Raw genomic sequence first — 19,915 nt, 5'->3', positions numbered from 1 at the left:
TCGCAAAGGGGAATTGACCAATGAAACTCACTAGAACTCTGCCCGTTGTTGCCGCGCTTGCCGCGTTGCCAACGATGGGTCTGGCCCAAGACGCGGAGGTCCTTCCGATCTCCTCCGAGGTCGGCTTTATCTTTAACACCTTCATGTTCCTTGTGGCGGGCTTCCTCGTCTTCTGGATGGCGGCTGGTTTCGCCATGCTGGAGGCCGGTTTGGTGCGCTCCAAAAACGTGGCCATGCAGCTGACCAAGAACATCGCGTTGTTCTCGCTCGCGGCGATTGCCTACTACCTGATCGGCTATAACCTGATGTACCCAGGCGACGGTTGGACCATCGACGGCATCCTCGGCGCGTTCTCGACCGCTAGCTTGGAGCCCGTTGGCATGGAAGGTGCGACGCCTGATCTGACCTATTCGTCCGTCGGCGCTGACTTCTTCTTCCAGCTGATGTTCTGCGCCACGACGGCATCAATCGTGTCCGGCACCTTGGCAGAGCGCATCAAGCTGTGGCCGTTCTTGTTCTTCGTTATCGTGCTCACAGCCTTCATCTACCCGATCCAAGCCTCTTGGAAATGGGGCGGCGGATTTCTGGCTCCGGGCATCGACGGCGTGATCGACTTCCAAGACTTCGCGGGGTCCACAGTTGTGCACTCTGTCGGGGGCTGGGCCGCATTGGCTGGCGCGCTGATCCTCGGGCCACGTCTGGGCAAATACAAAGAAGGCCGCACGGTTCCCTTCATGGGCTCCAACCTGCCATTGGCCACGCTGGGGACGTTCATCCTGTGGCTCGGTTGGTTCGGCTTTAACGGCGGCTCGCAGCTGTACATGAACACAGCGGGTCAAGTCGGCGACATCAGCCGCATCTTTGCCAACACCAACACGGCTGCGGCCGGTGGCGCGGTTGCGGCACTGATCCTGACGCAGCTGCTCTATAAGAAGGTCGACCTGACGATGGTGCTCAACGGCGCGCTTGCCGGTCTGGTGTCCATCACCGCAGAGCCGCTGACCCCGTCCTTGGGTGCAGCAACGCTGATCGGCGCGGTGGGCGGTGTGATCGTGGTCTTCGCGGTGCCGTTCCTCGACAAGCTGAAAATCGACGACGTGGTCGGCGCCATTCCGGTGCACCTCTTCGCCGGTATCTGGGGCACAATCGCGGTTGTCTTCACCAACAGCGCGGCCAACCTCGGGGTGCAGCTCTACTCAATCCTCGTGGTCGGTGTGTTCACCTTCGTTGTCTCCGGCGTGATCTGGTTCATCCTCAAATCCACAGTCGGTATCCGTGTGACCGAGGAAGAGGAAGTCATGGGCCTCGACATGGCAGAGCTGGGCATGGAAGCCTATCCAGAGTTCACCAACTAAGCTCCGAGCCAACACTCAAAGACCAAGCCCGGACCGGAAACGGTTCGGGCTTTTTCGTTGGGCCCAACACCCACCGCGCGTCTGTAGCTTTGGAGGTCCGCTATGCGGGCAGAGTTGCCGTTCGCAGTGCGAGAGATGGGTGGCCGCTTTGAGGAATCTGTTCTTGGATTGTTGCAATGCGTGAGGTTGCGCGGAAACGCAAAAGGGTGAAAAACTACTTATGGGTAGAGACGCGCCCACTCCAACTTTGGCGGTTTTTTCGTGTTTGCATCAATGGTTGACGGTGTAGAACAAAATGAGTACTTCTAGCGGTGACTAAATACGCCTAACCGAATTGCACGAGTGAGCAGGATTTCTCCGCCGCGTGGCGCACCTGACGGTATAATCGGGAACAGACGGAACTTAATGGTTCTGTCACAACAGGTATAATTTCGCACTGCCTAAGGCTTTAACGCGCACCGCGCATTTTAGGCATTCCGTATAGAGATAACCTCGCTTTCTGCTGACGTGCAGGACGCGGGGTTTTTCGTAGCCCCATAGGTCTTTCCTGTGGGGTCTTTTGCGTTTGTATGAACGCTTCTCAAGCACAGGAATAGCTGATGCTGGAAACCCTCGTTCTCGGGTTTCTGGGCAGTCTCTTGGCGAGTGCCATATGGCACTTTATCGCCAAGTGGTTTGACCAGAAGTAACCCGCTAGCTTCCCCCTTTTTGAACTGACCAGTAGTTTTCTGGCAACGGATTCCGGTGCATGGGAGAGTTGCGTCTTGTGACATGGTAAGTTGACATTCGTCATCAGGCAGAAACTCAGTAGGTATGTGCTCCTAACTGCCGTCCAACTACCTTGAACCAGCCACAAAAAAAGGCGCACCCAAACGGATGCGCCCTTCGTTCAGTCGATGTGACCGACAGCTTAGATAGTTTCTTTGATCCAGCCGTCAAAGGCGGACTTGGGGGCAGCGCCCACTTTGTTCGAGACGACTTCGCCGTCTTTGAACATGAACAGGGCCGGAATGGAGCGCACGCCGACGGCGGCGGCGGCATTCGGGTTTTCGTCGATGTTCACTTTGACGATCTTAACCTTGCCTTCGTATTCGGCAGACAACTCTTCCAGAGCTGGCCCGATTTGTTTGCAAGGACCGCACCATTCGGCCCAGAAATCGACCATGACAGGAATGTCCGAGTTGCGGACTTCGGCATCGAATGTTGCATCAGTTGCTGCGACGGTGGCCATGTGTTCAGCCCTCCAAAATGTGTGTGATTGACGTTGACCAGAACCTAGGTACCCCAGCCAGTGGCGTCAAGATGTATGGGCAGCCCCTAGGGCCAACCTCACGATGTCGTGTGGGAGGGGCATTAACTGCGCCGATTGCGTCCAAAGGATTGCTACCTCTACAGTTTTTTCCGGATAGAGCTGCTCCAGCATTTCCAGATAGGCCCCCATCTGGGCCAAAATACCGGACGGCGTTTTTTCCGGCGTGTCGGGGACGACCACATTCGACTTGAAATCCACCGCGAGGATTCGGTCCGGCCCGATGATCAGCCGGTCGATGGTGCCAAGCATGGATTGCCCGCCCAGTGACGGCAGTTTGGCGGTCAGGGTGACCTCCGCCAGCGCGTCGCGGGCAAAGATGTGGGCCAGCGCGGGCGTGTCGACCACGCGTTGCGCCAGCGGGAACAAATCCTCCTCAAAGGGGCCATAGCGGCCCAAACGGTTCGCCAGATCCATCGGGTCTTCGGCGTGGGGCAGGTGCTCTAGCAAGCGATGCAGCACCGTGCCGCGCAGCTTTGCGTCCTCTTCCGACAGCGCGGTGCCGCTTGGGTCCGGCAGGGCCTTAGCCCCGTTCAGCTTGGACGGCGACATAGGCTCCGAAGTGGCGGGCGGCGGCGGCGCGTTGGACAGCACCCAGTCGGGCAACGCCGCGCGCACAACTGCGGCTTCTGCCGCCCGCGGGCCGAGGTCTTGCGGCCAGTCCAGATGCGCGACGCGCCCGTCGTCGGCCCCAAGGGCTGCCATTCCGGCCTCCGCCACCGCGTACCAGCCGCCGTCCTCGAACTTGGCGGGCTTGCCCGCGCCGCAAATGATCAGCCAGCTTTCCGCCCGCGTCATCGCCACGTAAAGCAGCCGCATCCGTTCTTCGCGTTGGCGGGCTTTGATCTCGTCGCTTAGCTGCACCTGCACCTGCGGCATGTCTTTGGCGGAGACCTTCCAGAAAGCCACGCCGTCGTGGTTCAGGATGTCGTCGCGCACGGAATTCGCCACCTGTCCGGTGTCCGGCAGGATCACAATCGGTGCTTCCAGCCCCTTGGCCCCGTGCACGGTCATGACGCGGATGGCGTTGCCCGCGCTGTCCATCTGGCGCTTGATCGTGACCTCATCACGCGCGAGCCATTCCAGAAACCCCGTCAGCGACGGGATGTCCGCCCGCTCATAAGCCATCGCCTGATCCAGCAAGGCGGCGATGCCTTCGTCCGCCTCCACACCAAGGCGCGACAGCAATTTGTTGCGCCCGTCGTGATGGGTCAGGGCGCGTTCCAACAGATCATAGGGCCGCAGGTAGTCGGCGTTGTCGCGCAGGTCGCGCAGCATGTCATAGATCGGCTTGAACCGCGCTTTCTGACGTTCCAGCGCCCCGCGCAGATATTTCTCGCGCCCATGGGCCAGATCAAACAGCTCCGCCTCCGACAATCCGCACAGCGGTGAGCGCAGGACCGCCGCAAGCGACAAATCATCCTCCGGCGTCGCCAGATACCGCATCAACGCGGTGAGGTCTTTCACCCCGAGTTCCGCCCCGATCCGCAGCCTGTCCGCGCCCGCCATGGGCAGGCCCAAGTCTTTGCAGGCGCGAATGATCTCGTGAAATAGCGTCGATCTGCGCTGCACAAGGATCAGGAAATCCCCCGCCTCGATCCGGCGCGTCACCTGCTCGTCTCGCCCGTCTACGCGCTTCACTTCGGTGATCTGCCCATGCAGCAGTCGGTCCTTGATCGTGGCCGCGATCTGTCGCGCCAGAATGACCGAATGGTGGTCGTCGCCCACCGTATCAACCGGATCGAACCAGTCTTTGTTGTCGGCCTTCTCGGTCTCCTCGATCCAGTCCCATAGGTCCACACGGCCAGGCAGGTCTTGCTTGAACGCGACGTGCTCCACACGGTCGCCCATGCCGCGCTTCAGGTCGCCGGTAAAGCTGGCGTCAACCAGATCCAGCACCGCCTTGGAGGACCGGAACGAATGCAGCAAATCCTGCCGTTTCAGCGGATGGCCAATGGCAGATAGCGCCTCGTCGAAGTGGGCGCGCATCGCTTCAAAGGCGTCAGGGTCTGCGCCTTGGAATGAGTAAATCGACTGCTTTTGGTCCCCCACCACGAAGATGGTGCGCTCCGTGTCGGCGCGCGCGCCTTGGCCTGCGGTGAATTCCTGCGCCAACAGGCGCACCACATCCCACTGACGCGGTGCGGTGTCTTGGGCTTCGTCAACCAAGATGTGGTCAATGCCGCCGTCCAAACGGAACAACACCCACGCCGCAACGCTGGGGTCGGTCAGCAAGGCGCGGGCTTTCAATATCAGGTCGTCAAAGTCCAGCCACGCGCGGCCCTGTTTATGCGCCTCTAGGCGCGGCAGGTAGGCCTGCGCAAACCGGTGCAGCGCCGCGTTTTTGGCGTGCGCGGAGAGGGCCAGTCGTAACGGACGGGCTTCCGACACGCGCATACGCAGTGCGTCAAAAGGGTCTAACAAGGCGCCAAGCGCCTCTTTCGCGCCTTTCGTCGGGGGGTAGCCCTTGGGCAACCCCGCCGACTTGCCGGACGCCCCAAGGAACAGTTTTTCAAACTGTGCCAACAGTGCGAGGCTTGGCGCCGTGCAATCCAGCAGCGACAGACTTTGCCCCAATTGCACGTCCGATTTGCCTGTGCAGCCTTGCAAGACTGCGCCGACGTCGCGCAGTAATTCCGCCTCACCGCCGTGGAATACGGATTGCAAAATAACGTCTTCCGATATGCTCGCGTCCAGCCCGCCCGCGGCCTTCAGGGCGTCGTCGCTCAACGCGTCGGCGAACAGCTCTTTGCGGCCCAAAAGCTCCTGCAAAAATCCGTCCATCTCCGCACCGCTGAAGTGCTGTGCGAAAGCGGCCATGGCGTTAGGCGCGTGTAAGGCGACCTCCTCCATCACGTCTTCGCGCAGGGCTTTGGCGGCGCGGTCGTCCATTTCCGCAAAGGCCGGCGACACCCCAGCCTCCAACGGGAAGCGGCGCAAAAGTGACGCGCAGAACGAGTGGATGGTCTGGATTTTCAACCCGCCTGGCGTCTCGATCGCCTTGGCAAACAGCCGCCGTGCGTCGGCCAGAACCTGCGGCGCGATCTCTGATGCGCCCAAGGCCGTCAGGCTGTCGCGCAGCTTGCTGTCGGGCATCATCGCCCAATCGCCAAGCCGCTGGAACAGGCGGTTTTGCATCTCCGAGGCGGCGGCCTTGGTATAGGTCAGGCACAAAATGCGCTGCGGCGGCACCCCGTCCAACAACAGGCGGGCCACGCGGTCGGTCAGCACCCGCGTTTTGCCCGATCCCGCATTCGCCGCCAACCATGTGGAGGCCTTGGGATCAGCGGCTGCGACCTGCGCCGCCGTGGCTGCGTCGCGCTTCATTGGCCCACCTCCATCGTCACAGCATCATCCGTTTCATCCCATTCGCCAAAGCGCGCAAGGTGGTCATAGTTCTGCTCCCACCGCGTCTCAAACACCGCGCGCCGTGCGGAAAACCCCTTATCCGGTTCCAGATAGGCGCTGATCAACGTCGTCAGCTCCTCCCAGATTTTGTCCAGATCGCCATGCTCGAACCGGTCCCCCTCCTGCCGAGGGTCAGAGCCGAGGCCGATGTAATCCGCCGCAAGCACTTTGCGCCTGATTAGACCCTTAAAACCGTCCCTATCTGCAATTGCGGCCAGTAGCGGCAGCTGCTTGTTGAAATGCTCCCGCTGCGGTTTGCTGGGCAGTGTTCCGGTCTTGTAATCGTATAGGATCAACGCGCCGTCGGGGGCCTCGTCAATGCGGTCGGCACGGCCTTCCAAGGTGAAGTCCAACCCGTCTAGCGCCACGGCGCCCTTATCCTCTTGGCGCAGAGGGCGGGCAAATTGGCGGCGGGTATGCTCGGTGTCGATGAACCACGGCGCAACCCGCGCCAGCTTGGCTTGCCACATCGCACGGGTCGCAGGCCACGGCACCATCTCGTCAAACACGTCGTCCGCCATCTTGATCAGCAGCTCCACCGCGTTGTCGGGCAGGTGCGCCGCCGTATCTTTCGCAAAGCGGTCCAACACCTCGTGCAGGGCCAACCCGCGCAGCGGCGCGTCGGCGGCGGCGTGAAGCGCATCAAGCGGGCGCAGCCGCAGCACATAGCGGGCGTAAACCGTGTAAGGGTCGCGGATCAGGGTTTCGATCTGGGTGACCGGCAGCTTCTTCGGGCGGGCCTCCACAGGTGGCACGGGGGAGGGGCGCCGCGCAGGCGGCACGTCACTGCGCGGGTGATCGAGCGCCGCCGCCAAGGCGATCCACTCCGCGCCGCGTGCTTTCATATCGGCCAGCGCTTGGGTGCCGTCCCCGTCCAACCCGCCAAGCAGGTTGGTCAGTCGGTTAATCCAGCGCGACGGCACGGTTTCGGCCTCCGCGTTGCGTTTGGCGCGGGTCAGCCAGACCTCGGGCGCGGCCACCGCCTGTTGGAAGTCATGCGCCGATAGCCCGATGCGGCGATCCGGCAAAAGCAGCCCCGCGTCGCGCCGCATCTGCCGGTTGAGCCATGGATCAGGGCTGGGAAGCTCCGGCCAAACGCCGTCATTCAACCCCGCCAGGATCACCATGTCAGCGCCTTGAACCCGCGCCTCCAACGTACCCCAAATCATGATCCCCGTGTGCGGCGCATTCGGGTCGCGGACCTCGTGGCGGTTCAGCACAAAGTGGATCAGGTCGCCGTAATCCGCGCAGCTCATCTCCCCGCCCGCATCGGCGGCGTCGCGCAATTCGGTGACGGCTTTGGTGGCCTCCTCGCCCGTGGCTTTTTCCCATAAGGTGCCAGCCCCACCCGCATCCGGCCCCGCGCACAGCTGCTCGGTTAGGGCGACGTGGCGCTCCAGAAGGTCGGGCAACGGTGCGGCGGCGCAGGCGGCAAGGGCGTCCAATGCATCCCAAAGCCAGTTGATCCAGCCTTGCGTGTCCTCGTCCGACTTGCGCGCCGCGGCCCATGTCAACGCGTCCGCGCGCGTGGGGAATGGTGGCCCGCCGCGCAACAACTCCAGCTCCATATCGCGGGTGTGTTTCAGGTGGCGGCCACGGACGGCATGCGCCACCAGCGGGTGCTTGAGTAACGCCAACAGTTTGTCAGACGGCAGCTTGCGGCCCATCAGTTCAGCGGTTTGGCGCAGCAACCGCCCGCTCGGGGATTGCGGCAACGGAATGCCCGCACTGTCGTCCGGCTCAATCCCCCAGCGTTGCAGGGCGGCGGTCACTTGCCGCGTCAACATCCGGTCCGGCGAGATCAGCGCAGCACTGCGCCCGTCCTGCGCCGCCTTGCGCAAGCGCAGTGCAATGGCCAGCGCTTCGTGGCGCGGTGTGGGGGCCTCGATCAGCGTGACCGCGCGGGTGGCCTCGGCCAAATCGCGCAGTTTAGGGCCTTCCGACAACCATTCATCGGTGACAGGCGCGGGCCGCATGGCAAGGGAAATCAAAGCATTGCGCGCGGCCGAGGCCGGGCGTGCCGTGTCCCACAACGGCACATCGTTCCGTGTTAGATCAAGCGCGCGCAGCAGCGCATGAAAACGGTATTGCGGGTGGTCCTCGCTGGTCAGATCATCATCCAGCTGCGTCCACACGTGGTCCGGCATATCGGTGTCGAACCCCGGCAAGATCAACGCGCCCTGCGGCAGTTTGGCGACCGCTTCCATCAGCAGCCGCGTGGTGCCGCGCGATCCGGTAGAGCCCGCGATGATCACAGGATGCGCAGGCGGGTTGGTGTGCCACCGCGCAATCAGCGCCTTCACGACAACACGTTGGCGCGCTTCCGCATTCAGCGGCGCGTCGTCACCGAAAAACTTCGTCACCAGTTTCAAAAACTTCTGGCTGCGTTCCCAATGGGCGGAGTGACGCTCCACGTCCAGCTCCCCCAGCGCGTCAGGGTGGACGCCTTCGCCCTGCATTTCCTCCATCAAGCCGGCAAGACTGTCGGCCAGATCAAACGTATGGGACCGCGCGGCAAAGTCCCGCTCTGCCTCAATCAATCCGCGCACCAGTTGCGCCAATTCCAGCCGCCGCACCAACGGGTTCACCGCATCGGGAAAGTCGCGGCCAATGTCATCGCGGCCCAAATCCGTGACCAGCCGCAGCTTCGGCAGAAAGCGTGCGCCTTTCTTGGCGAACAGGCTGCGAATCCGGCGCTGCATCCGGCTGGTGTTCACGAACAACTCTACATGCGCCATCTCATGCGGCGCGGCGTCTGTCATCCGCGTGCAAAGCCCGTCGACCAAGGCCGCAGGAAAATCCACGCCCATCGGCAGGGCGAAAACGCGGCTACGGTCTGACGGGTCAAACATCGGCATGTCGCTCCAGCATTTGCTCGGCCAACGCGATGCCTTGCGGTGTTCCCACATCGGCCCAGTATCCGGGGTATTCGACGCCGTAAATCTGCTGCCCGTCCAGCATTTTGTCCCACAGCAGGTTCAGCGAAAAACAGGTTTCGTCAATCTCGGCCAGCCCGTCCGTGTGCAGCACCTGCGCGCCGGTATAGACCATGCCGTCAGGGCTGCGCGTCAATCGCCCCTGCGCGTCCGCCGCGAAGTTTCCGGAGCGGGTGTAGCCCACCGTGCGCGCCAGCGGCACCAGCAGCAGCAACGCGCCCATGTCGTCCGGTCGCCAAGCGTCTTGCAGGCAGTCGAGCGGGTTTGGCCCCGCCCAAACCGCATCCGAATTCAAGGTAAACACGGGCGCGGCCCCCAACTCTGGCAAGGCTGCTTTCAATCCGCCGCCAGTGTCCAATATCTCCGGCTGCTCCACCCGCAGCGTGGCGTTGGGGTGCGCTCGCAAATGCGCCGCCACCATGTCCGCCTTATAGTGCGCGTTAACCACGGCACGCACGCCTGCTGCGTGGGTCGCGGACAGCGCGTGATCCAGCAACGCCCGCCCCGCGACCTTGATCAGCGGCTTCGGTCGGTCCTGCGTTAAGGCCCCCATGCGGGTGCCAAATCCAGCGGCAAAGATCATGGCTGCGCTCGGCTTATGCATCGGCGGCGGCCTTGATGCGCGCAATGATGTCCGCGTCCGGCGCGGGCACGTGGTCCTCGATAAAGGCGCGCAGTTCTGTCAGTTCGGGGTGCTGCAAATCATCCATCAAATTGCGCCAGACGCGGGGCATCAGATCAGGGTAGTTTGGCTTGCCATCCCGCACGCATAGTCGTGCAAAGACGCCCAGAATACGCAGGTTGCGCTGTGCGGAGCACGCCGCATACCCCGCGCGAAACGCGTGGTCCTCCACGCCCGTGTTGGCGATGTAATAGTCCAGCATCGCGCGTTGCACATCATCGCTGACATCGCGGCGCGCGTCTTTCAGCAGCGACGCCAGATCATAGGCCGGATGGCCCAGCATCGCGTCTTGAAAGTCCAGCAACCCCACACGCGCAGCGCCTTCGCGCATCGGCAACCACAGCAGGTTCTCCGCATGGTAATCCCGTTGGACCATCACCGGTTGTCCGGTCATTAACCGCGCCAACATATCCGCGACCAATGCGTCATAAGTTTTACTCAAACTATCGTTGGTCGGCGCGCCGGTGACGTTGGGCAGGTACCATTCGGTGACCAGCCGCGCGGTCCCCGACATCGCGGCGGCGTCGTAGGGCGCAAGTGGTGGCGGGCTAGCGTTTTGCGCCACAATCAACGCGTCGACTGCGGCTTGATAAAGTGTGGTTTCCAGCTCCGGCTTGTCCTCTAAAACCCGCGCGAACAGGTCGTCGCCCAGATCTTCAAGCAGCAAGAACCCCTGCACGGCGTCCTCGGCGTAGACCGTCGGGGCGCTGAGCCCCTGCGCGGCTAGATGTTTGGCGATTTTGACAAACGGGCGTACGTCTTCACCCTTCTGGGGAGGGGCGTCCATCAGCACGGCGGCCGGCATCCCTTCCGCTGCGACGCGGTCGTATTTGCGGTTTGATGCATCGCCGGCCAGCGGGCTGAGGCGCGCGTGTTTCCAGTCGGTTGTCGCCAGAAAGTCCGCGGCAAGGGCGGTGCGGGATTTGGTCATGTCGCAGATGTCTCCATCGCCTGCTCAAGGCGGGTTATCAGGTCGCGCGGCCCCGTGATTTCGACGTGCCGGCGGTCGTAATCCGTGGGGTGCGGGGTCAGCGTCAGGCAGGTGGCCGCGTCGGGGCGCATGTCGCCCAGCCGGTCCGGCCATTCGATCAGGCACATGGCGGCTTCAAAGGCTTGGTCCAGCCCTAGTTCGATCAACTCGTCGGGGTTGCCCAGCCGGTACAGGTCTGCGTGCCAGACATCAAGCACGCCCAGATCGTAGGTTTGCACCAGCGTGAATGTGGGGGATGGCACGTCCTCAATGGCGCCGTTTTTCGCCATGAGCGTCTGTATCACGCTGCGCGCGAAGAAGCTTTTGCCCGCGCCCACCGGCCCGTTCAACAACACGCACAGGCCCGGCTGGGCCAGCGCTGCAAAGGCGCGGGCCAACTGGGCGGTGGCGTCGATGGAGGCCAGATCGGCGGACCATGTGGACCGCTCGGATACAGCGTCGGAGCAGGGAGGGGTGGGCAGTGTCATGGCGCGCAGTCTTACGCCAACGGGCACTGCCTTCAAGCGTTCATCAGGAAGAAACCGCCGTAAGTTGCGTTGTTTGTGGCGGTGGTGTCGCCGTGCGCTGGCAACGGGTGAAGGCCACAAGCGTCGCGCCGCCCGCCAGGGGTTGGAACCGGCAGGTCACCACCAGCCCGTTGGTCAGCGTTGCGGTGTCGGTCCATTCGGACCGGTCGCCGCGCTGGGTCACAAAATCCCGCGCGTCGCCCCAGATCGGTGTCGGAACGCTGTTGGCCTGCCACAGCTTTGAGGCGTCGGTGATCGTCAGTTGATCAAGTGCTGCTTCGGGGTCGGCGTCCCACAGCGTGTCATAGGCGGCGTTGGTCATGCAAATCACCCCGTCATCGGCGAACAGCGCCAAGGCTTCCGGCAGGTGATCCAGCATCGTTTGGTTCAACGCCAGTTCGCGGCGGAATTTTCGGGTCAGGCTCATCTCTGCGGTGATATCTTCAAGCAGGAAGGCCACGGCCCCTTGCGGGTGTGGCTGGCCGGTCACGCGGTAGGTTTGGCCGGTGGGCAGGGTCCATGTTTCGCAGTAGCTGCCATCGGCGGCGGATTGCTCCAGTTCGGTGATTTTCTTGCGCCAATCGGCAAAGTCGCGGCGTTCCGGCAGGATGCGCTTTTCGCGCAACTGGTTGACGAAGTCGTATAGTGTCGGTCGCGCGGCCAGCCATTGCGGCTCCAGACTGGTCAGGTCCGTCAGGGCGGGGTTGAACATCATCAGCGCCCTTGAACGGTCAAAGATCGCAAGCCCGATTGGCAGCGTGGCGAAGGTCTGCGTGAGGGTTTGCATGAAGCTGCGCAGGGATTCCTCCGCCTTCACGGTGGCATCGACATCAACGGCGAAGTTGATGGTGCCGGTGTCGCTGCCAAAGCGTGTCACCTCAAAGGTTTTCTGCCCCCCTGATTTCATCACCAAGGTGGAGCGCTTGCTTTGCGGCGCGGCACCTGCTGGGGTGACTGGCCCGCCGGTAAACAGGCGGGTGGGCGGCCACAGGTTGGCACCATGTTCCACGTCCGCGTCCTGCGCGGTGGCGGCGTAGGTCTGGTTGATCCAGTCGACGGTGCCGTCCGCAGTTTCGCGCCACGACAGGTAGGGCGCGGAGTCGGTGCTGGCTCGCAACACCGCGACTTCGGAGGCAACGGCGGCGGCGTGGTCGCTATCGACCAGTATTTTGCGCGAAAGCGGGGCCTCAAGGCCAGACAATTGCAGCTTCAAGTTGCCGCCTTTTACCTCCACGTGCAATGTCGCGGGGCCGTTCTTGACCACCTCGCACAGGGTAAATTTCGCCCCGCGCGGTGCGGCTTCCGACAGGCGGGTTTGCAGGTCGGGAAACACGCCTGACAAGCGGTCAATCAGCTGGTGGTAAATGTCCTCGTCAAGGTCTTCCAAGCTTAGGGAGCGCCGCGCATGGGGGCAGGCGCCCACCAGTTCGCGGTTGTGAAAGTGGAATTCCAATTGACGATTGGCGGCTTGCTGGGGCGGCTTGAAAAGGCGGGTCCACGAATAGAACGCCATCGCGCCCAAAAGTGCGCCCAGCAGCAGCGTCACCGCGAATTCAACGAATAGATGTGCCATCACTGCCGCCCTTAATGCTGACATTGCCATGCCGACACACTGACCGCAGAGTCATTAATTCTTGATTAAATCTGAATTGGTTTGTTCTCGCCCAGCGGTTTTGACGGCCCGCCGTTGGGCTCCAGAATGGCGTCGATGGGCCAGATCACTTCGGCAATCGCGCCGTAGTGCGGCTCGGCGGGGTCTCTGGAGCGGCCGGAGCCATTGGCGAAGCTTACCCGAGCGCCGGACCGCTCCAGCAGCGTTTTGGCGATGAACAGCCCCAGCCCCATACCCTCATATTCGGGGCGGGAGGCATCCTTTTCACGCCGCCCGCCACGCTTGATGAACGGGTCGCCGATCCGGCCCAGCAGGTCGTAGGGGTAGCCTGGCCCGTCGTCGATCACTCGCACGGTCACCGTGTCTTGGGTCCATTTGGTTTCCACCCACACATGGTCCGCCGCGAAATCCACCGCGTTTTGCACAAGGTTGCGCACGCCGTGGATCACCTCCGGCAGGCGGTAGGCGCTGGGGTCTGTGGTGTCGCCTTCCGCGTCAAATTGAAAGTGCAGTTCCTTGCCGCGGTTCGCGTGGGGTTCGGCGGCTTCCTTAATCACCGACCTAAGCGGCGCGGTGCGCAGGTGCAGATCGTCTTTGCCCGCCCGCCCCATGGAGCGCAGAATGTCGCGGCAGCGGTCGGCCTGATCGCGGATCAGCGCCGCATCTTCGCGCAAAACGGGGTCTTCCAACTCGTCGTATAGCTCGGAGCTGGCAAGCTTGATCGTCGCCAGCGGTGTGCCCAGCTCATGCGCGGCGGCGGCGATCACGCCGCCAAGGTCGGTCAGCTTTTGCTCGCGGGATAGGGCCATCTGCGTGGCCAGCAGGGCTTTGCTCATGGATGTGGTCTCGGCGGTGACCCGTGCGGCGTAGATGCCCAGAAAGCCGATGCCGATCACCATAGCGACCCAGAACCCCGCGACGAACAACTGCGGCATGCGCAACACGAAGCCAAGGTCGCTGCGCAGCGGGATGTAGAAAAACACCAGCAAGCTGACGAACACCACCGCCAACCCGCCAAGGAAAAACGTGGACCCCGCCCGCAGCGTCATCGCGGAGACCGTGACAGGGGCCAGCATCAGCAGGGCAAAGGGGTTGTTCAACCCGCCGGTCAGATACAGCAGCAATGCCAGCTGGCTGATGTCGAACAGCAGGGTAATCAGCACCTCGCGCTCTGGCAGGCGGCGGTTTTCGGGGTAGACGACTTGGGCGACGATGATCGTCAGAACCAACGCGCCGATGGCCATGAAGCAGGGGCCAAGCGCTATGTGCAGCCCAAGGTACAGGTTGGCCACGCCAATGGCGCTGATCTGGCCGACCACGGCAAACCACCGCAAAATAATTAGCGTGCGCAGCCGGACAACGCCGTCACGTGGGCCACCGGAGGTCAGGCCAAGGGAGGTGTCTACCATCTCGAAGATGTGAGTGTCAGCGTCATAATGACTGATTGATACATGGGCCGAGATAGTGGATCAACTCGGGCAATGAAATTCACCCTCGGAGTCGCCTGATGAACAAGATTTACCCCGTCGCCGCAATCGGTCTGGTCGTCGCAATGCTGGGCGGCACCGCTGCGTATGTGATGATGAACAAGGGCGGCGACGACAAGTTCGCGTCCTGTAGCTCCTCTGCGGTGGCTGGCGGCGATATTGGCGGCCCGTTCGAGTTGGTCAGCGAAACCGGTGAGACCGTGACAAACACCGACGTCATCACCGACCCGACGCTGGTTTACTTCGGCTATACCTTCTGCCCTGATGTCTGCCCGCTGGATGCCGCCCGCAACGCGGAGGCGCTGGACGTGCTGGAGGAGCGCGGCATCAACGCAAACGCGCTGTTCATCACCATCGATCCGGAGCGCGACAGCCCAGAAGTGGTAGCGGAATACACCGATGTGATGCACCCCAGAATGCTGGGCCTCACAGGGTCGCCTCAGCAGGTAAAAGCCGCGTCGCAGGCCTATAAGACCTACTACAAAAAGCAGGCGGGTGATCCGGAATATTACCTCGTGGACCATTCCACCTTCACCTATCTGGTGCTGCCAGAGTCCGGTTTCGTGGAATTCTTCCGCCGCGACGACAGCCCTGAGAAAATCGCCGACGCTGTGGCGTGTTACGCGCAGGCTGGCAGCTAGGCCAGAAACGCGTAACGCGGTAACATTTGACGCGCCCTTGCATGCAACCTACATCTTGTAGCGGAGCAGCAATTCGGGGAATTTGCCATGGCTGAGAACGCGCTAAAAGAAATCGGCGAGGACAACACCCTGTTGCTGGTCGATGACGACGAACCCTTTTTGCGCCGTCTTGCCCGCGCCATGGAAAAGCGCGGGTTCGCCCCCGAAACCGCCGAAACAGTTGCGGCAGGCCGCGCCATCGCGACGGCCCGCCCCCCCGCCTATGCGGTGATTGACTTGCGGCTGGGCGACGGCAACGGCCTTGATGTGGTGGAGGTCCTCCGAGAGAAGCGCCCCGACGCCAAAATCGTTGTGCTCACAGGATACGGCGCGATTGCTACGGCTGTGGCTGCGGTCAAAATCGGGGCGACGGATTACCTGTCCAAACCCGCTGACGCCAATGACGTCACCAACGCGCTGCTGGCCACGGGCGATGAATTGCCCCCGCCACCCGAAAACCCGATGTCGGCGGACCGCGTGCGGTGGGAACATATCCAGCGTGTGTATGAGCTGTGCGACCGCAACGTCTCGGAGACCGCGCGCCGCCTGAGCATGCACCGCCGGACGTTGCAACGCATCCTCGCCAAGCGGTCGCCCAAATGAGGTATGCGTTAGGACTTGGTGTGGCCATGTTGCTGACGGCCTGCGCGCCGTCGGCCCCCACGGCCCCGCGCGCAACGCCGATCCCCTACACGCTCGATAGCAACGGCGTTCAACTGGTGAACCGTGCCCAGCGAATTGATTTCGGGCGCACGGATCATTCCACCATCCCCGCCATGACCAAACTTGTGGGCCAGCCGCCCGCAGCCCCGCGCGACTGTGCGCAGGGCCGTCAGGCCGTTGACTGGCCCGACGGCACCACGCTGGTTTTCGCCGCAGGCGCGTTGCGCGGCTGGGCCAATGCTCAGGGGCAGGCGGGGGTTAGCTGCTAAGCAGCCCCGCCACCATCGCCGCCAGTGCCACCGCGTGGATCAGCATGATCGCGCGGTCGTTCCAAAGCACCCCGACGGCGAACCATCCCACCAACCCGACGACGAACAAATAGACGTTCAACGGAGTCATCCCGAAGGCTGTGGTGGCATAGCCCGCGATCTGGATCAGGGACGCCGCCCATTTCAGGGCAAAGGTGGCGGCCTCGGCGTTCGGGCGTTTGGCGGCAAGGGTTACCATAGGTCCCGCCCGTAGCGTTCCGCGCGGCGTGTGCTGTGGTCATACTGCGGTCTGCGCGACCGAGGCGTGTGACGGTCGGAGTGCTCTTTCAGGTGGTCAGGAAATTCGGACCGGCGCATCAGGGCGGCGTGTAGGCTTCGTGCGATTAAGTCGAACATGGTTATAGTCCTTCTATGAAGTGATGCCTCATATTGCGTCTCTTGCCTTTGCTATGCACGTCAGTATGATTTCATACATGTTAGCTGAACTATCATATCTGTAATGGACTGGCGCGATATCCCGTCGCTTGCCGCGCTCAAGGCGTTTGAGGCCACGGCGCGGCTCAGCAGCTTTTCCGCTGCCGCGCGGGAGTTGAACGTGACCCATGCGGCGATCTCCCAGCATGTGCGGGCGCTGGAGGCGGAGTTCGGTTGCGAGCTGGTGTTTCGTCAAGGGGCAGGCATGGGGCTGACCGACGCGGGGCGCAGCCTTGCGCTGTCGCTGGGCGAGGGGTTCGCCACCATCGCATCCGGCGTGCGCGACATCCGCGCGTTGCGCCACGACCGCCCGCTGATCGTCGGCATGACCCCGACGTTTGCAGAGAACTGGTTAATGCCACGTATTGGTGGCTTCTGGACCCAGCATCCCGACATAGAGGTGACGTTGCAGCCATCCTTCGCGGTGGTCGATATGCGCCGCGACGGGCTGGATTTGACCATCCGCTACGGTCACGGCATCTGGCCCGGACTGGATGTAGAGCTGCTGGTGAACGCCAACTACGTGGTCGTCGGCGCGCCGGAGTTGGCGGCCAAGGCGGTGGGCGCGTCTATGCGCGACCTCTGCAGTTTCCCGTGGGTGTTCGAAACCAACCGGCTGGAGCAACGCGTCTGGGCACAGGAGGTGGGGCTGGATCTGTCCGCCACATCGGTCAGCAATGTGCCGACCAATTCGCTGGTGCTGTCGGCGGCGCGGGCGGGTGTCGGGCTGTCGATACAGGCGCGGGCACTGGTGGAGGGCGATTTGGCCAAGGGCAATCTGATGTGCCTGCACGAGGCGCCGTTGTCGTCTTTGGGCTACTACCTAGTCACGCGCCGCGTGCCGCGCTCCGACGCGCTCAAAACCTTTATCAGGTGGCTGAAAACGGCGGCGGGGTGACGCGGCGGTCAATGCTAATCGCCTCAAATCCCCACGACTTTTGATGCGATTAAATTAACCGGATGCAAATAGGTGTAAACGCAGCATCCGGCATAGTGTTCTGGCGTGGCATAGGATGGTTAACGCCCGCTACGGTGCAGCGGGAGGAAAGTAACCCATGGGTTACCCCTAAAGCGCGGCGGAGAGGGTCTCGAAGCGGTGCAAAAACTCTGCCTTTACCTGCATCGGCGGGCGCGGCACCAGCTTGGCGGGCAGGGGTGCATCGGCGTTTGGCTTGCCGAAAAACTTGTTGCTTTCCTCCACTGAGAACCCCGCAATTTGCGTCGCCTCCAGCCATGCGGACAGCTTGTCGGCCTTCTTGATCTGCTTTTTCACGGCCACCGGAATGGCGGCAGGCAGCCCGAAACGGATGTGGATCGCGGCGGCGAGCCGGTCGTCCAGCACGGCGTAGTCCGGCCCCACCGCGTTCTTCACCGGCGAGATCATATCGCCGATCACATACTCGGGCGCGTCATGCAGCAGCGCGGCCAACTGCCATTTGACCGGCGCATTCGGGTTTGCGGCGGAATAAAGCTGCTCCACCAGAACGGAATGCTCCGCCACGGAATAGGCGAATTCGCCCATGGTTTGCCCGTTCCAACGCGCGACGAAGGCCAGCCCGTGGGCGATGTCCTCTATCTCTATGTCCATCGGAGTCGGGTCCAGCAGGTCCAGCCTGCGGCCGGACAACATACGTTGCCATGCTCTGGGTTGTTTCTTCACGCGCTGCCCACCTTTCCGTGATCACTTGGAACCTCGTGACCTTTTTAGGGTTGTACCCCCGAAGGAGAAAACGATGAAACCGCTTTTTACTGCCGCCGCCCTACTTCTGAGCACCTTGCCTGCTGTCGCGCAAGATGATGCCGTCTGTATGCCAACGGACGAAATGGAAGCCGCTTTGGTCGATTGGTACGACGAAACCCCTGCCGTGATGGACGACGACGGTACGATCGTCTGGGCCTCCGGCATTGGCGGGTCTTGGACCGTGGTAAGCTACAACGAGAACGGCACAAGCTGCGCCTTGGCGCAGGGCGACAACTGGACGCCCAACATGGACGCCGGTTCTTTGGTCGCCGGATTGCCTTACGGCCAAGGCTAGCCGTCCCGCGCCCCATTGAGATTGCGCCCATTAACTGCTACGCGGAGCGCAAATTCCCATGAGGACATTAGGAAATGGCTAACGACTATATCGTCAAAGACATCAATCTGGCTGACTTTGGCCGCAAAGAACTCGACATCGCAGAAACCGAAATGCCGGGCCTGATGGCCCTGCGTGAAGAGTTCGGCGAAAGCAAGCCGCTGGCTGGCTCGCGGATCGTGGGCTCCTTGCATATGACCATCCAGACCGCCGTGCTGATCGAAACGCTGGTCGCTTTGGGCGCCGACGTGCGCTGGGCGTCTTGCAACATCTTCTCCACACAAGATCACGCCGCTGCGGCCATCGCGGCTGGCGGCACGCCCGTGTTCGCGATCAAAGGCCAAAGCCTTGAGGAGCACTGGGACTACCTCGACAAATCCTTCATGTTCCCTGAAGGCCCGAACCTGATCCTTGACGATGGCGGCGACGCCACGCTCTACATCCTGTTGGGTGCGCGTATCGAGGGCGGCGAAGAATTCGGCGTTGCGACCTCCGAGGAAGAAGTCGCCATTCAGGCGCAAATCAAAAAGCGTATGGAAGCCAGCCCGGGTTGGTTCACCAAGATGCGCGACCAGATCAAAGGTGTCTCCGAGGAGACAACGACCGGCGTTCACCGCCTCTATGATCTGGTGAAGAAAGGCCAGCTGCCGTTCCCAGCGATCAACGTGAACGACAGCGTGACCAAGTCCAAGTTTGACAACAAATACGGTTGTAAGGAATCGCTGGTCGACGGCATCCGCCGCGCCACGGACACCATGATGGCCGGTAAAGTTGCTGTGGTCATGGGCTACGGCGACGTTGGCAAAGGCTCCGCCGCATCCCTGCGCGGTGCTGGTGCGCGTGTGAAGGTCACCGAAGTTGACCCGATCTGCGCCCTGCAAGCCGCTATGGACGGGTTCGAGGTTGTGCTGCTGGAGGACGCGTTGTCCACCGCTGACATCTTCATCACCACCACGGGCAACAAGGATGTGATCCGCATCGAGCACATGCGCGAGATGAAGGATATGGCCATCGTCGGCAACATCGGCCACTTCGACAATGAAATCCAAGTCGCCGCGCTGAAGAACCACAAGTGGACCAACATCAAAGAACAGGTCGACATGATCGAGATGCCATCCGGCAACCGCTTGATCCTGCTGTCCGAGGGCCGTTTGCTGAACCTTGGCAACGCCACGGGCCACCCGTCCTTCGTGATGTCCGCCTCCTTCACCAACCAAGTGCTGGCGCAGATGGAGCTTTGGACCAACAACGACGCGTATAACAACGAGGTCTACATCCTGCCCAAGCATCTGGACGAGAAAGTCGCGCGTTTGCACCTTGATCGCATCGGCGTGAAACTGTCGAAGCTGGACAAAGAGCAGGCCGACTATATCGGCGTGTCGCCTGACGGCCCGTTCAAGCCAGAGCACTACCGTTACTAGGGTCGCGGGTTGAAAGCCCATCCCGCGATGACGGCCTTTCGGGTCGT

At 62.1% G+C, this 19,915-nt stretch carries 18 protein-coding genes; 7 read left to right on the top strand and 11 right to left on the bottom strand.

The window, feature by feature from the left end; all coding sequences use genetic code 11:
* Positions 1-20 precede the first annotated feature (20 nt).
* Positions 21-1,355 (top strand): ammonium transporter, encoded by a 1,335-nt coding sequence (locus BLW66_RS06980; RefSeq protein ID WP_089946408.1) that lies wholly within the window; start codon positions 21-23, stop codon positions 1,353-1,355.
* Between the two features lie 910 nt (positions 1,356-2,265).
* On the opposite strand, the gene trxA is transcribed toward BLW66_RS06980, so the two are convergent.
* The 8 genes from trxA to regB all read right to left on the bottom strand — a co-directional run bounded on the left by trxA (position 2,266) and on the right by regB (position 14,208).
* Entirely contained in the window at positions 2,266-2,586 is a 321-nt protein-coding gene (gene trxA, locus BLW66_RS06975) for a thioredoxin (RefSeq protein ID WP_089946407.1), read from the bottom strand.
* Positions 2,587-2,652: 66 nt separating this feature from the next.
* Entirely contained in the window at positions 2,653-5,991 is a 3,339-nt protein-coding gene (gene addA / locus BLW66_RS06970; protein ID WP_089946406.1) for a double-strand break repair helicase AddA, read from the bottom strand.
* Entirely contained in the window at positions 5,988-8,924 is a 2,937-nt protein-coding gene (gene addB / locus BLW66_RS06965) for a double-strand break repair protein AddB (RefSeq protein WP_089946405.1), read from the bottom strand. Before addB ends, addA begins: the two co-directional genes overlap by 4 nt.
* On the bottom strand, positions 8,917-9,612 hold the full coding sequence (locus BLW66_RS06960; protein WP_089946404.1) for a nucleotidyltransferase family protein: 696 nt from the start codon (positions 9,610-9,612) through the stop codon (positions 8,917-8,919). Before BLW66_RS06960 ends, addB begins: the two co-directional genes overlap by 8 nt.
* Positions 9,605-10,621 (bottom strand): aminoglycoside phosphotransferase family protein, encoded by a 1,017-nt coding sequence (locus BLW66_RS06955; protein WP_089946403.1) that lies wholly within the window; start codon positions 10,619-10,621, stop codon positions 9,605-9,607. The genes BLW66_RS06960 and BLW66_RS06955 overlap by 8 nt, the downstream gene beginning before the upstream one ends.
* The gene (gene tsaE, locus BLW66_RS06950; RefSeq protein WP_089946402.1) at positions 10,618-11,148 is read right to left on the bottom strand and encodes a tRNA (adenosine(37)-N6)-threonylcarbamoyltransferase complex ATPase subunit type 1 TsaE; all 531 of its coding nucleotides are present in this window, start codon (positions 11,146-11,148) and stop codon (positions 10,618-10,620) included. Before tsaE ends, BLW66_RS06955 begins: the two co-directional genes overlap by 4 nt.
* Positions 11,149-11,191: 43 nt before the next feature.
* The gene (locus BLW66_RS06945) at positions 11,192-12,760 is read right to left on the bottom strand and encodes a PAS-domain containing protein (RefSeq protein WP_170833418.1); all 1,569 of its coding nucleotides are present in this window, start codon (positions 12,758-12,760) and stop codon (positions 11,192-11,194) included.
* A 65-nt stretch (positions 12,761-12,825) separates the two neighbouring features.
* The gene (gene regB / locus BLW66_RS06940) at positions 12,826-14,208 is read right to left on the bottom strand and encodes a sensor histidine kinase RegB (protein ID WP_089946400.1); all 1,383 of its coding nucleotides are present in this window, start codon (positions 14,206-14,208) and stop codon (positions 12,826-12,828) included.
* Between the two features lie 98 nt (positions 14,209-14,306).
* Here regB and BLW66_RS06935 point away from each other — a divergent pair, with 98 nt between their 5' ends.
* The 3 genes from BLW66_RS06935 to BLW66_RS06925 all read left to right on the top strand — a co-directional run bounded on the left by BLW66_RS06935 (position 14,307) and on the right by BLW66_RS06925 (position 15,898).
* A complete protein-coding gene (locus BLW66_RS06935; RefSeq protein WP_089946399.1) occupies positions 14,307-14,927 on the top strand; it encodes an SCO family protein in 621 nt (206 codons plus the stop codon).
* An 87-nt stretch (positions 14,928-15,014) separates the two neighbouring features.
* The gene (locus tag BLW66_RS06930) at positions 15,015-15,569 is read left to right on the top strand and encodes an ActR/PrrA/RegA family redox response regulator transcription factor (protein WP_089946398.1); all 555 of its coding nucleotides are present in this window, start codon (positions 15,015-15,017) and stop codon (positions 15,567-15,569) included.
* The gene (locus tag BLW66_RS06925) at positions 15,566-15,898 is read left to right on the top strand and encodes a hypothetical protein (RefSeq protein WP_139254540.1); all 333 of its coding nucleotides are present in this window, start codon (positions 15,566-15,568) and stop codon (positions 15,896-15,898) included. Before BLW66_RS06930 ends, BLW66_RS06925 begins: the two co-directional genes overlap by 4 nt.
* On the opposite strand, the gene BLW66_RS06920 is transcribed toward BLW66_RS06925, so the two are convergent.
* Positions 15,888-16,136, bottom strand: a complete 249-nt coding sequence (locus BLW66_RS06920) for a DUF6552 family protein (protein ID WP_089946396.1) — start codon at positions 16,134-16,136, stop codon at positions 15,888-15,890. The two genes, BLW66_RS06925 and BLW66_RS06920, sit on opposite strands and share 11 nt — an antisense overlap.
* Complete coding sequence (locus BLW66_RS17880; RefSeq protein WP_170833417.1) at positions 16,130-16,294, bottom strand: hypothetical protein; 165 nt, start codon at positions 16,292-16,294, stop codon at positions 16,130-16,132. The genes BLW66_RS06920 and BLW66_RS17880 overlap by 7 nt, the downstream gene beginning before the upstream one ends.
* Positions 16,295-16,397: 103 nt before the next feature.
* Between BLW66_RS17880 and BLW66_RS06915 the strand changes: the two genes are divergently transcribed.
* Positions 16,398-17,270, top strand: a complete 873-nt coding sequence (locus BLW66_RS06915; protein ID WP_089946395.1) for a LysR family transcriptional regulator — start codon at positions 16,398-16,400, stop codon at positions 17,268-17,270.
* Between the two features lie 168 nt (positions 17,271-17,438).
* Here the strand turns inward: BLW66_RS06915 and BLW66_RS06910 are convergent, their stop codons facing one another.
* Entirely contained in the window at positions 17,439-18,032 is a 594-nt protein-coding gene (locus tag BLW66_RS06910) for an HD domain-containing protein (protein ID WP_089946394.1), read from the bottom strand.
* Between the two features lie 73 nt (positions 18,033-18,105).
* On the opposite strand from BLW66_RS06910, the gene BLW66_RS06905 reads away from it, so the two are divergent.
* Together BLW66_RS06905 and ahcY are read left to right on the top strand one after the other, a co-directional pair.
* The gene (locus BLW66_RS06905; RefSeq protein ID WP_089946393.1) at positions 18,106-18,408 is read left to right on the top strand and encodes a hypothetical protein; all 303 of its coding nucleotides are present in this window, start codon (positions 18,106-18,108) and stop codon (positions 18,406-18,408) included.
* Between the two features lie 74 nt (positions 18,409-18,482).
* Positions 18,483-19,868: an adenosylhomocysteinase gene (gene ahcY / locus BLW66_RS06900; protein WP_089946392.1), complete on the top strand. Its 1,386-nt coding sequence runs from the start codon at positions 18,483-18,485 to the stop codon at positions 19,866-19,868.
* Positions 19,869-19,915: the final 47 nt, after the last annotated feature.

The organism is Litoreibacter albidus, assembly GCF_900107015.1.
Taxonomy (GTDB): Bacteria; Pseudomonadota; Alphaproteobacteria; order Rhodobacterales; family Rhodobacteraceae; genus Litoreibacter; species Litoreibacter albidus.
The sequence above is the reverse complement of the archived record's forward strand: the minus strand, read 5'-3'. Positions and strand labels throughout refer to the sequence as shown.